General features: G+C 43.9%; 10 protein-coding genes. 8 read left to right on the top strand and 2 right to left on the bottom strand.

Translation table 11 applies throughout. From position 1 onward, the window contains the following. Position 1: 1 nt before the first annotated feature. The gene (locus H0W44_05155; protein ID MBA3581826.1) at positions 2 to 1,591 is read right to left on the bottom strand and encodes an ABC-F family ATPase; all 1,590 of its coding nucleotides are present in this window, start codon (positions 1,589 to 1,591) and stop codon (positions 2 to 4) included. Between the two features lie 244 nt (positions 1,592 to 1,835). Between H0W44_05155 and H0W44_05150 the strand changes: the two genes are divergently transcribed. Both H0W44_05150 and H0W44_05145 read left to right on the top strand, forming a co-directional pair. After that, positions 1,836 to 2,906 (top strand): AI-2E family transporter, encoded by a 1,071-nt coding sequence (locus tag H0W44_05150; protein ID MBA3581825.1) that lies wholly within the window; start codon positions 1,836 to 1,838, stop codon positions 2,904 to 2,906. A gap of 30 nt (positions 2,907 to 2,936) precedes the next feature. Next, positions 2,937 to 3,245 (top strand): hypothetical protein, encoded by a 309-nt coding sequence (locus H0W44_05145; protein MBA3581824.1) that lies wholly within the window; start codon positions 2,937 to 2,939, stop codon positions 3,243 to 3,245. A 3-nt stretch (positions 3,246 to 3,248) separates the two neighbouring features. Here H0W44_05145 and H0W44_05140 read toward each other — a convergent pair whose 3' ends face one another. Next, entirely contained in the window at positions 3,249 to 4,115 is an 867-nt protein-coding gene (locus H0W44_05140) for a LysR family transcriptional regulator (protein MBA3581823.1), read from the bottom strand. A gap of 122 nt (positions 4,116 to 4,237) precedes the next feature. On the opposite strand from H0W44_05140, the gene leuC reads away from it, so the two are divergent. The 6 genes from leuC (at position 4,238) to truA (ending at position 13,177) form a co-directional block, all read left to right on the top strand. Beyond that, the gene (gene leuC, locus H0W44_05135) at positions 4,238 to 5,638 is read left to right on the top strand and encodes a 3-isopropylmalate dehydratase large subunit (GenBank protein ID MBA3581822.1); all 1,401 of its coding nucleotides are present in this window, start codon (positions 4,238 to 4,240) and stop codon (positions 5,636 to 5,638) included. A 22-nt stretch (positions 5,639 to 5,660) separates the two neighbouring features. Beyond that, positions 5,661 to 6,299 (top strand): 3-isopropylmalate dehydratase small subunit, encoded by a 639-nt coding sequence (leuD, locus tag H0W44_05130; GenBank protein MBA3581821.1) that lies wholly within the window; start codon positions 5,661 to 5,663, stop codon positions 6,297 to 6,299. Between the two features lie 43 nt (positions 6,300 to 6,342). Then, positions 6,343 to 7,422, top strand: a complete 1,080-nt coding sequence (gene leuB / locus H0W44_05125; protein ID MBA3581820.1) for a 3-isopropylmalate dehydrogenase — start codon at positions 6,343 to 6,345, stop codon at positions 7,420 to 7,422. 94 nt (positions 7,423 to 7,516) lie between these two features. Further along, a complete protein-coding gene (locus H0W44_05120) occupies positions 7,517 to 8,539 on the top strand; it encodes an aspartate-semialdehyde dehydrogenase (protein MBA3581819.1) in 1,023 nt (340 codons plus the stop codon). A 132-nt stretch (positions 8,540 to 8,671) separates the two neighbouring features. Then, the gene (locus H0W44_05115) at positions 8,672 to 12,373 is read left to right on the top strand and encodes a hypothetical protein (protein ID MBA3581818.1); all 3,702 of its coding nucleotides are present in this window, start codon (positions 8,672 to 8,674) and stop codon (positions 12,371 to 12,373) included. A gap of 24 nt (positions 12,374 to 12,397) precedes the next feature. Further along, positions 12,398 to 13,177, top strand: coding sequence for a tRNA pseudouridine(38-40) synthase TruA (truA, locus tag H0W44_05110; GenBank protein MBA3581817.1), 780 nt, complete (start codon positions 12,398 to 12,400; stop codon positions 13,175 to 13,177). Positions 13,178 to 13,250 lie beyond the last annotated feature (73 nt).

Genomic DNA, 13,250 nt, shown 5'->3' with positions numbered 1-13,250 from the left:
ATCAGATGGTTTTAGTTCTTAAATAATCTTCGTAATTGCCTCGGAAATCTACTATACCTGCAGGTGTTAATTCTAAAATGCGAGTAGCCAGTGATGAGACAAACTCTCTGTCGTGACTGACAAAAAATAAAGTACCTTGATAATGTTCTAGCGCAAGGTTTAACGCTTCGATAGATTCCATATCTAAATGGTTAGTTGGTTCATCGAGCAACATGATGTTGGGGTCATGCTGCATTAGTTTACCGAATAACATGCGACCTTGTTCACCGCCGGAAATAATTTTCACGGATTTATTAATGTCATCTTGCGAGAATAATAAACGTCCCAAGGTCGCGCGAATGGTTAAGTCATCGTCAGAGGGACGACGCCATTGACTCATCCATTCAAATAAAGTCATATTTTTAGCAAAATCGCGCGCGTGATCTTGCGCGTAATAACCGAGTTCCGTATTTTCTGACCATTTGATGGTGCCTTGATCAGGTTCGACTTCATTCATTAAACAGCGTAGCAAGGTACTTTTGCCGGCACCATTCGGACCGATGATGGCCACACGCTCGCCCACTTCGATTAATAAATCTAAATTTTTAAACAGCGTAATGTTGTCATACGCTTTAGTTAAACCTTTAACTTCTAGCGCATTACGATAAAGCTTTTTCTTTTGATTAAAACGAATGTAAGGACTGACGCGGCTGGAAGATTTCACTTCATCTAATTGAATTTTGTCAATTTGCCGCGCGCGCGATGTGGCTTGTTTCGCTTTAGACGCATTCGCAGAAAAACGACTAACAAAGGCTTGAAGCTCGGCGATTTGCGCCGATTTTTTCGCATTGCCTGATAATAATTGGTCGCGTACTAAGGTAGCAGCCGTCATGTATTGATCATAATTGCCGGGATACAAACGTAATTCGCCATAATCTAAATCAGCGATATGCGTGCAGACACTATTTAAAAAATGTCGATCATGCGAAATGATAACCATCGTAGCGTTGCGTTCATTGAGTACATTTTCTAACCAGCGAATGGTATCAATATCGAGGTTGTTGGTAGGTTCGTCGAGCAGCATGACGTCGGGATCAGAAAACAATACTTGCGCAAGTAATACGCGTAATTTCCAACCCGGTGCGATTTCGCTCATCGGGCCGTTGTGTTGTTCTAATGGAATACCGACAGCTAATAATAATTCAGATGCACGTGATTCTGCCGTGTAGCCGTCGAGTTCCGCAAACTCGCCTTCGAGTTCCGCTACGCGACTGCCTTCTGCATCGCTCATTTCGGGGAGTGCGTAAATGCGATCGCGTTCTTGTTTAATCGTCCATAGCTCGGTGTGACCCATGATGACGGTGTCAATTGCGGTGAAATTTTCGTAAGCAAATTGATCTTGTTTTAATTTTGCGACGCGTTTGTTGGGATCGTAGGACACGTTACCGGAGGAAGCTTCTAAGTCGCCCCCTAAAATTTTCATGAAGGTGGATTTGCCGCAGCCATTGGCACCAATAAGGCCGTAGCGATTGTTATTAGCAAATTTAACGGAAACATTTTCGAACAGCGGTTTAGCGCCGAATTGCATGGTGATATTAGCTGTCGTAATCAAGAGAGGGTATCCACGCTATTGAAGTATTGGTGAGCAGCCGGGGAGAGTCGATTCCTGAGCCGCAGCTTACGGGCGCGGATTATTTCATCAGATGGGTCAATTCGCCAGAAAAATTCCTAAATAATGTGGGGGATAGGCCCCTCACAAGGGCGAGTAAATTGTCGATCTATGTTCGCTGGCTCGCTTTTCTGCCTAAAAGTGCGTGTTATGATGCGCGCCCCGATTTCTTTATGGACTAAGCTTTATGACGACGCCAACGATGGATGCACCTTATCGTAAGATATTTATTTTGCTAGTCACATTGGCATTGGTGGCGTTGTTTGCATTCATGGTGCGGGATTTTTTAATAGCCATTATGTTGGCCGCTATTTTCACGGCATTTCTTTATCCTTTATATACTCGTTTGTTACGCATAACTTTTTTCCAGCGTCGTCCTATATTGGCGTCCGCAACTATTGTATTGTTATTGTGTGCGGTGGTAGGGATTCCTTTGGCGGGATTTATTAGTTTATTTAGCATAGAAGCGATTGAGCTTACTAAAAATATAACGCCTTGGGTTACTGAGCAATTACAGGCGACTGCGCGTTTAAGACGTATTCCCCGTTGGGTGCCATTTGCAGATGTATTAGCACCTTATAAGCACAGCATAATAGGAAAAATTGGTCAGCTTATGAACTCGGCTGGCAATTTTATTATGCAAACGTTGTCTTTATTTACGCGGGGTACCTTTAGATTATTGTTAGATGTTTTTGTCATGTTGTATGCCATGCTTTTCTTTTTTGTGTGCGGTCCTGTTTGGCGCGAAAAGGTCGTTGCGTATCTACCTTTGACGGATCTAGAGTTTAGTACGGTTACCAATAAAATATTGGTGGTGACTAAAAGTGTTTTGAAAAGTATTTTAATAATTGGCGTTGCACAAGGGGTGTTGATAGGACTTGCGCTGGTGGTATTAGGTGTTCCAGGTGCGCTTTTTTTTGGTGGGATGGTTATCTTGTTGTCTGCTATTCCAGCCTTAGGTGCGCCGGTTATTTGGTTGCCAATCTGTGTTTATTTGTTAGTCACAGGGCAGGCCACAGAAGCGATTGGTTTGTGTGTATGGGGTACATTGTTGGTCGGTAGTATTGATAATGTTTTGCGACCTTATATTGTAGGTAGTGAGTCTGGCATGCCAGATTTATTGATTTTAGTTAGCACCTTAGGTGGCATCGCGTTATTTGGTGCGGTTGGAATTATTGTCGGTCCTATTATTTTAGCGGCACTGGTAACTTTGTTAGAGATTTACCATCAAGCCTATCGTAATAGTTTGCCGAATTAATATTCAGTTTAATTTTGTAAGGAAAATAGTGTGCGTGCTTTGTTATTGGGCTGTTTATTGATTGTTGCTGGTTTTATAGCGCAAATTGTTTTAATCGTAGTGAAGTTGGCGGGTGCTACTGACATAAGTTGGTGGGCGGTCATGTCACCTTTGTTATGCGCTTTGGTTTTATATTTTATATTGCGGATTGTTGGAATAATGAGTGGTCGCTTATTGTTAGGTCGGATGGCGGTGGCAATGAGTCAAAACTTTCAGAAAAATCGTTCTAGGGCGCGCACGAATATTAATGATGCGCGTGTGATTGAAGGTGAAGTTTTAAGTAAAGATGAAACGCGTTGATGATTACTGTACGGATATTTTAATTTCTTGTAATAAAGCATTAGCTGCATTTGATAAAGTTCGTTGTTGATGCGTCGCTACGCCTAAACGCCTTACGGCGATATTTTCCCCAGCACTAATAATACGCAAACTATTATCAATCATCGTGTTGGGCAATACACTCCAACCTAAACCCGTGCTTACTAACATTTTAATGGTTTCTAAATAATTAGTTTCCATGCTGACCTGACAATCAATTCGCTGTTTTGTTAAGCGTTGTTCGATAAGTCGACGCGTAAAAGTATTTTTATCGGGAAGAATGGCAGGGTAATGACTAAGTTCGAGCAAGGTCGCATTGGTTTTTAAAACATGGTGTGGCGCAATCACAATACTGAGTGGATCTTCCCAGATAGGTAATAAACTCAGATGAGGTTTGTTGATATCCGGTAACGTAATGATGGCAAGCTCTAGCGTGCCATTTTCAATTAAGGCGCAAGCTTCTTCCGAATCCATAAAACGTATATCTAACGTTACTTGCGGATGCTGTTGGTTATAACGTTGCAGAATTAAGGGCAAACGATGCAAACCAATGTGATGACTAGTCGCAATTTTTAGTGAACCTTTGATGTGTTGATCAAGATTCGCCATGGCGCGTCGACTGTCTTCCATGTCTTGTAAAATGCGATGTGCATGTTCGTAAAGAATGGTACCGGCTGGGGTGAGTTGGATTTGTCGTCCAATGCGATCAAATAACCGGGTATCCAGCTGACTTTCTAAAGCCGCAATGCGTTTGCTAATGGCGGGCTGGGTTAGAAATAAGCGTTCTGCTCCCATCGAAAATGAGCCCGTATCGGCGACGGCTAAAAAGGCTTTGAGGTTGTGCGTATCCATATCTGCTGGCACCGTCATGTATTCTTAATTGGAATGCAATAAATGAAAATTATGAATTGGAGTAATTCTAGTCTTATTACTACACTTTGCCCATTGTTGAATCAGTAAGAGGAAGACTTGTTATGGCCAAAACGCTTTACGATAAATTATGGGATGCACATCTTGTGCGCGAAGATGCCGATGGTACCGCACTCTTATATATAGATCGGCATTTAGTCCATGAAGTGACGTCACCGCAGGCTTTTGAAGGTTTACGTTTGGCCAATCGCAAGCCTTGGCGCGTGGATTCTATTTTAGCCGTGCCGGATCACAATGTGCCGACCACCAAACGTAGTGAAGGGATTAGTGATCCTATTTCAAAAATTCAAATTCAAACCTTGGATGACAATTGCAAAACGTACGGCATCACAGAATTTCGTATGGACGATATTCGTCAAGGGATTGTGCATGTGATTGGGCCTGAACAGGGCGCAACCTTGCCCGGCATGACGGTGGTGTGCGGTGATTCGCATACCTCTACCCACGGCGCGTTTGGTGCATTGGCATTTGGCATTGGTACTTCGGAAGTTGAGCATGTGCTTGCTACGCAATGTTTGGTTTTAAAAAAATCTAAAAATTTATTAATTTCTGTTGATGGTGAATTAGGTGTAGGTGTTACGGCTAAAGATGTTGTGTTAGCGATTATTGGACATATTGGCACAGCAGGCGGCACGGGTTACGCGATTGAGTTTGGCGGTAGCGCGATTCGCAGTTTGAGTATGGAAGGCCGCATGACGATTTGTAATATGGCAATCGAAGCGGGCGCAGGTGCTGGCATGGTTGCAGCAGATGAAAAAACCATCGCCTATTTCAAAGGTAAACCTTTCGCACCAACAGGTACACAGTGGCAAGCAGCCGTTAATTACTGGCAAACATTACACAGCGATAACAACGCGCAATTTGATCGTGTTGTTCATCTCGATGCGGCAACGATCAAACCCCAAGTTACTTGGGGTACATCGCCGGAAATGGTCGTCGCGATTGATGAGCTTGTGCCCAATCCGGAACATGCTAAAAATGAAGTGCAGGCTATTGGTATGCGCAATGCTTTGAAGTACATGGGTTTACAAGTAGGCACTGCGATAAGTGATATTCAAATTGATAAAGTATTTATTGGCTCATGCACTAATTCGCGCATTGAAGATTTACGTGCAGCAGCAGCTGTGATTAAAAATCGTAAAGTGGCGAATAATATAAAACTCGCATTGGTGGTACCAGGTTCGGGTTTAGTAAAACAACAAGCGGAACAAGAAGGCTTAGATAAATTATTTCTTGCTGCGGGTTTTGAATGGCGCGAACCCGGTTGTTCAATGTGTTTAGCCATGAACGCTGATCGTCTTGAACCTTTCGAACGTTGCGCTTCAACTTCCAATCGGAATTTTGAAAGTCGCCAAGGTTTAAACGGGCGCACGCATTTAGTGAGTCCAGCCATGGCAGTTGCGGCGGCTATTGCAGGGCATTTTGTTGATGTGCGAAATTTCTAAATTATTTTATAGGTGAATTAATATGCAAGCATTTACGCAAGTAACTGGCATTGTCGTGCCGCTTGATCGCCCCAATGTTGATACCGATGCGATTATTCCTAAACAGTATTTGAAATCGATTAAGCGCAGTGGATTTGGTCCAACCTTGTTTGATGATTGGCGTTATCTTGATGCGGGCGAGCCCGGTATGGATCATTCGCAACGCCGAATCAATCCTGATTTCGTGTTAAATCAAGGACGTTACCAAGGCGCGAATATTTTATTAGCACGCGATAATTTTGGTTGTGGTTCATCGCGCGAACACGCCGTCTGGGCTTTGGATGATTATGGCATTCGCGCAGTAATTGCACCGAGTTATGCGGATATTTTCTTTAATAACAGTTTTAAGAATGGTTTATTGCCGATTATTTTGTCGATTGACATTATCGATCAATTGTTTGTCGATGTTGCAGAAAATGCAGGCTATAAATTAACGATTGATTTGCACGATAAAAATATTATGCAACCTAACGGTGAAAAAATAGCCTTTGATATTGCCGATTATCGACGTCATCGTTTGTTGAACGGTTTAGATGACATTGCTTTAACCTTGCAACACGCTGAGGCTATTCGAGCGTATGAGCAGCAACGTAAACAAACCTCGCCTTGGTTATTTTCTTGATATTAAAATCTTTTATTAATTTATTTTTAGTGAGTAAAGCTGCATGACAAAAAAAATCGCAATTTTAGCGGGTGATGGCATAGGTCCGGAAATCATGGTCGAAGCATTAAAAGTATTAACGGTGTTGAATAACGAATTCGCTCTGAATGTTGAAACGGAAAAGGCCTTAGTCGGTGGCGCGGCTTACGATGCAGAAAAACATCCATTGCCAGAAAGCACTTTAAAAACATGTCGCGCTGCGGATGCTATTTTGTTGGGCGCAGTCGGTGGTCCGCGTTACGACAACTTACCGCGTGAATTACGGCCTGAGCGTGGTTTATTAGGATTGCGCTCAACTTTTGGTTTGTTTGCAAATTTGCGTCCCGCTATTTTGTATCCGCAGCTAGCCGCAGCTTCTAGTTTAAAAACAGAATTGGTTGCAGGTTTAGATCTTATGATTGTTCGCGAATTAACCGGGGGTATTTATTTTGGTCAGCCACGCGGTTTGGGTCTGAACGCCGACAAACAACGCGAAGGTTTTAATACGATGCGTTATTCAGAACCCGAAATTGAACGCATTGCACGCGCAACGTTTGAAATTGCTATGAAGCGTAATAAGCGCGTTTGTTCAGTTGATAAGGCCAACGTTTTAGAAGTATCTGAGTTGTGGCGTGAAGTGGTTACACGGGTTGCGCAAGAATATCCTGCGGTGAGTTTGTCGCATATGTATGTTGATAACGCCGCTATGCAATTAGTGGCACGACCGAAACAATTTGATGTGATGGTTACCAGTAATTTGTTTGGCGATATATTGTCAGATATCGCCGCGATGTTAACGGGTTCGATAGGTATGTTGCCATCGGCTTCTTTAAATGAAGACGCCAAAGGTATGTATGAGCCCGTACATGGTTCGGCGCCTGATATCGCAGGCAAAGGCGTTGCGAATCCGATCGCGACGATTTTGTCTTTAGCAATGTTATTGCGTTACACCTTTAACGAAGCCGCATTGGCGGATCGCATAGAGCAGGCGGTAGCTAAAGTGTTAGATGCAGGTTTGCGTTGTGCAGACATTGCAACGGCAGGCACGCGTGTCGTTAGTACCGCAGAAATGGGTGATGCTATTACGCAGGCATTACGTGCATAGATAGGCTTATGTGCGTAAAGATGCAGCAACAAAGGCTTCGCGTTATAATGCGCGACTTTTTTCGTTAAACCGTATTTGAGAGTGCAGATCCGCTATGAGTAAGAAAGTGAATGTTGCGGTAGTTGGTGCTACCGGCGCTGTCGGTGAAGCTATGTTAGCCATTTTGGCTGAGCGTAAATTTCCCGTTGATCAAGTGTTCCCGTTGGCGAGCGAACGCTCCGCGGGTAAAACGATAGAATTTAACGGCAAGCACATCAGAGTCGGAAATTTAGCGGAATTTGATTTTAGTAAAACGCCGATTGGTTTGTTTTCAGCAGGCGCTTCAGTATCAGCAGAGTATGCGCCGAAAGCCGCAGCTGCGGGTTGCGTTGTGATCGACAACACGTCGCAGTTTCGTTATGACGATGATATTCCCTTAGTCGTGCCTGAAGTTAATCCGCACAAAATTGCGGAGTATAAAAATCGCGGCATTATCGCAAACCCTAATTGTTCAACGATTCAAATGCTGGTGGCTTTAAAGCCTATTTATGATGCGGTAGGTATTGAGCGCATTAATGTGGCGACTTACCAAGCGGTATCGGGTACCGGTAAAGAAGCGATTGAAGAGCTGGCTCAACAAACGGCTAATTTGTTAAATGGTAAAGCCGCTGATTGCGAAGTCTATCCAAAACAAATCGCTTTTAATGTGTTGCCGCATATCGACGTATTTATGGATAACGGCTACACCAAAGAAGAAATGAAAATGGTCTGGGAAACTCAGAAGATCATGGGCGACGACACCATTATGGTTAATCCTACCGCAGTGCGTGTGCCTGTGTTTTACGGTCATTCGGAAGCGCTTCATATTGAAACGCGCCGCAAGATCAGCGTTGAAGATGCCCGTGCTTTATTGGCCAAAGCGCCCGGCGTAGTAGTGTTAGATGAGCGCAAAGCAGGCGGTTACGCGACCGCTGTAACAGAAGGTGCTAATCATGATCCCGTCTATGTCAGCCGCATTCGCGAAGATGTCTCGCATCCGCGGGGGCTAAACTTGTGGGTTGTGGCGGACAATGTGCGTAAAGGGGCAGCACTTAATAGCGTGCAAATTGCTGAATTGTTGCTTAAAAACTATCTGTAAGTTATTGTTATTGCATGTTGTTAAAGTAATTTATTTAAAGTATATTCTCAAAAGACCACGTATCCCCGTGGGATATATAGATAAATTGTCTGACGGGGGTGTAGGTATGGCAATTTGGGGGCAGAGCTTCACGTGCGACAAATAACGGCAGCATTACTCATCGGACTTATTGTGCTAGGTGCAAGCGCCGCGCATGCATTAGGTCTGGGCGATATTGAAGTTTTTTCGGCATTAAATCAGCCTTTAGACGCTGAAATTGCTTTAACTTCAACTAAGCCCGGCGAAACAGACGGCATGATTGTTAAGCTGGCGTCAGAACAAGTATTTCAACAAGCAGGTTTAGAGCGTCCCTTCTACCTGACCAAGCTGAGTTTCCAAATTGCAGCAAAGCCGAATGGCAGTCAGTACATCAAAGTTTCCAGCAAAGATTTAATTCGCGAACCATTTTTGAGTTTTCTCGTAGATGTCGAATGGCCTCGAGGTCGTTTGGTGCGCGAGTACACCTTATTATTAGATCCTCCTGTATTCACCACGCCATCTGAAACAACAGCACAACCTGCGGTTCAACCCGCTATCGTGCCAGCACCTGTAATGCCGGCGCTTAGTGAGCCTGCACCGATACAGCGCGAGATAGTGCCTTTACCTGCTACCACCGAACCTCCTGCTGGCGATGCGTTTGATTTTGGCGAAAACGGCGCAGCGACTGGCGATCAAGTTGCAGTGATCCCTGGCTTACCCGAAATAGAAATTGAAAATAATAATGATGCTGTAGCGCCAATCGCGGAAGCTTCAGTATCAGTTCCAGTCAGCGATGAAACCGCTGTGATGGAAGCTGCTGCGGAAACGCCCGTCTTCACTGATGCTGCTGAATTCCCGGATATTGAATTAGAGTTTGACGAAAGCATTCCTTATGACAAGGTTGCAACGGCTGCGGTATTAGCACAAATCAAAGCAGAAGAGTTGGCAAAATCTACTAAGCCAACTGTCAAACCACCTGCGCAAAGCGGTGATCATAAAGTGGTAGCTGGTGACACCTTGTGGGAAATTGCGGAAAAATATAAACCGGCAAATGTTAGCGTGCATCAAGCGATGTTAGCTATTTTGCAAACCAATCCAGATGCGTTTATTCGCAACAATGTAAACAGTGTGCGCAAAGGTTATGTTTTGCGTATGCCTGATGGTCAAGCTATGAGTGCTATCAGTTATGCTGATGCAGCTGCCCAAATTAAAGAACAAAATGCTTTATGGCGCGAGTACAGCGGTCAAATTGCCGGTGCTGCTACCATGGGCGTTGAAAGCGGTAGTCGGCCCACTGTTGCAAAAGCAGATGCGCGCTTAGATCTGCTCGCACCTAGCAACTCTAAAAGCAGTAAGTCTGCTAGTGGCAACCAAGCCGGCAGTGATGCTGGTGATGTTAAGCAAAACGATTTGAAGTTAGCGCGTGAAGCATTAGCTGCAGAACGTGTTGAGAAAAATGAACTACGTTCACGTCTAACTGATTTGGAAAAACAAATCAAAACCATGCAACGCATTATTTCTCTGCGGGATGAGCAGCTTGCACAATTACAAGCACAGTTAGAAGCCAAAAATAAAGCGGCAGCCACTACAAAACCTAGCGTACCTACTGCTGACAAACCCTCTAAAATAAAATCTTCTGCTGGCGCCTCGGAGGGTGCCCCGCTGGGGGAGTCCCAAAGAAATAACCTTTCGGCGCCGGTGACAGATGTTTCGCCGGCGAGTAAATCTGTTAGCCCGTCTGTTAGTAAGCCAATTGATCCCTCGAATACCGTAATAACTAAAGATACTTCTCCTGCTGCTCCTGCTAATACCAACGCACTCGATAAAACTGACATTGAAAATAATACAGATGCGGCAAATGATATTGCTAATAGTGATGTGGTTGATAGTGATGTTGCAGAAAAACCCATAGCGATAGAACCCGCACCCACGCCTGTTACACGTAAACCAACGGGCCCATTAGCGCTAATTTATAATTCATTACCCGCACCTTATAACATGATGCTGGCGGATGCTTTAGAAAGTCCGTTAGGCTTGGGCGTTTTAGCTGCAGTATTATTAATTTTACTCGGCATTATATTTGCCATTTTTAAAATGGTGACTGGCAGCACTCAAGATAACAAACCTAAAATTAAATCAAATAGTATGCAATCTCGAGCTGCGCCTACTGCTTCATTTGGTGAAAAGCTAAGTGAAATGTTTGCGCCTCTGTTGGCCGTATTTCAAGGCAATAAAAATAAGAATAAAAAAATTATTATTAATATGCCGCCTGAAGATGACGATGAAGATTTTCCGGTAGAGCGTTCTATTGAAGACCAAATTTTTGGTGATGATGAACTTGGTGGCACTCAAGATGGTGATGACGTAGCGGATGAGATTTTTGGTAAACCAACACCAAAATTAACGTCTAAAACAGATTATCAAGAAAGCCCCACTATTATTGAAGCGCTGCCTATTATCGATGAACCTGAAGAAGACGAGGTCATGGATGATACAACGGCGGAAGCAGACGTATATCTCGCCTATAAACTATTTGATCAAGCCGAAGAATTATTGAAACAAGCGATTGCAGATAATCCTGCGCGCAATGATTATAAATATAAGCTCGTTGAAAGTTATTATGCGATGGTAAAAGACGCGCAGGATGAAAATGACACAGCGACTGCCAATAAACATCAAGCGACTTTCTTAACCGCTGCCGATAGCTTGAAAAAAGCGACTAAGGCAAAAGGTCGTTTATGGGCTAAAGCGGTTGCAATGGGTAAACAATTAGCCCCCGATCATGCTTTGTTTGCAGGTGAGTCGGCTGCAGGCGTGAATTTGGCAGAATTAGCGCCGGCTAAACCACAAACACCGGATCTTGATTTCTCAGATTCTGATACTGACACTGAGGCTGCACCCGATTTTAATTTGGATGATGGCAGTAGCGATCTAGAGTTTGATTTAGATCTTGATGCAAATTCAACCGACGTGGTTGTTTCGCTAGAAGACGATTTAGAGTTTGATGGTGATCTGCTCGGCAATAACGCGCTTGAATCAGACGATGATGCTTTAGATTTTGATATGCCGACAATGGTTGAAGAAACCCTTGCGATAGATGACAGCGATATGGATTTAGATTTTGATGCCGCTGAGTTAGGTTTAGACGATGATTCAGCAGATGAGACGGGTACTGCAACCTTAGTTGAAGATCCATTTAGTATTGAAATGGGCAATGAAACCCTGATTGATGATGCGGATTTTGGTGGCGAAACGTTAATTGAGGGTGGCGGCGATGATGCTGGCAACGAAACCTTAATTGACGCGGCCGATGCAGGGGAAGCAGAAGATGATGATGAATTTGATTTAGGTTTAGAAGATTTAATGGATGAAATTGATCCTACTTCTAATCGTCGTTCTGAAGAAACTATCGCTTTAGATTTTACGGAAGATTTTGAAGTTGCTACCACCGGCGGCAACAGCAAATTATTAGCAGATGACGAAAATGAATTATTGTTTGAAGACTTCCAAACACCAGCGAAACCAGTAAAAGCTGCGCCCGCTGTAAGTTTTGATGATGACGATGATACTGATGACACAATGTTTAATTTTGCTGATGAAGATGGCGGTGAAGATACCCATATCGATAATGAAGATGATGATTCTTTAATTGGCGATAGCGATGCTGATGAAGTAGATACCAAATTAGATTTAGCTAAAGCGTATCTTGATATGGGCGATTACGATGGCGCCAACAGCACGTTGGAAGAAGTGTTAAGCGAAGGTAATGAAGAACAACGTCGTGAAGCTAGTTCTTTATTGGAACAGATAGCCTAATAAAGTTTTAAATAGCGATTTTTTATGCGTATCGCCTTAGGGCTAGAATATAACGGCTCCGCATTTAAAGGTTGGCAATATCAAGTGCATACTGCCACTGTACAAGCAGCGGTTGAAGCCGCTATTAGTAAAGTCGTTAATCATCCTATTCGTGTGGTTTGTGCGGGTCGCACCGATACTGGTGTACACGCCACTGCGCAAGTCATCCATTTTGATACTGATGTCATGCGTGATGACCGCGCGTGGATTTTTGGCATCAATGCTAATTTACCTAAAACTATTTCTGTGCAGTGGTTCAAATACGTCAGCGATGATTTTCATGCTCGATTTTCGGCGCTAGCGCGTAGTTATCGTTATATATTATTAATGCGTCCCATGCGTCCCGCTTTATTGCCCCGTTACGTCACATGGGATTACCGACAATTAAATATTGAATTTATGCGTGAAGCTTTGCATAGCCTCATTGGTCAACATGATTTTAGTGCTTTTCGCGGCGCGGGTTGTCAGGCAAAAAGTCCGGTACGTGAAGTGCAATACGCGACGTTAACGCAAGCCGGTGAAATGATGTGGTTGGATATTCGCGCCAACGCATTTTTGTATCATATGGTGCGCAATATTATGGGCAGCTTAATAGTCGTGGGCGCGGGCGTACAATCACCTGGTTGGTTAGCGGAAGTACTGGCAAGCCGCCAACGTGAGCGAGCGGCCGCAACGGCGGTGCCGGATGGTCTGTACTTTACGGGCGTTTATTATCCGGAGCACTTCAATTTGCCTAATGAGCCACGTTATCCTCATATTGCTTAGCGTCCGCCGCGTGTGGGATAGAGCCAAATCTGCTAATCTACGATGCTTTTTGAAAATGTTGGATTTATAAAGG

Source organism: Gammaproteobacteria bacterium, assembly GCA_013817245.1.
Taxonomy (GTDB): domain Bacteria; phylum Pseudomonadota; class Gammaproteobacteria; order HTCC5015; family HTCC5015; genus JACDDA01.
Note: the sequence above shows the minus strand (reverse complement) of the source record. Positions and strands in the feature narration are given on the sequence as shown.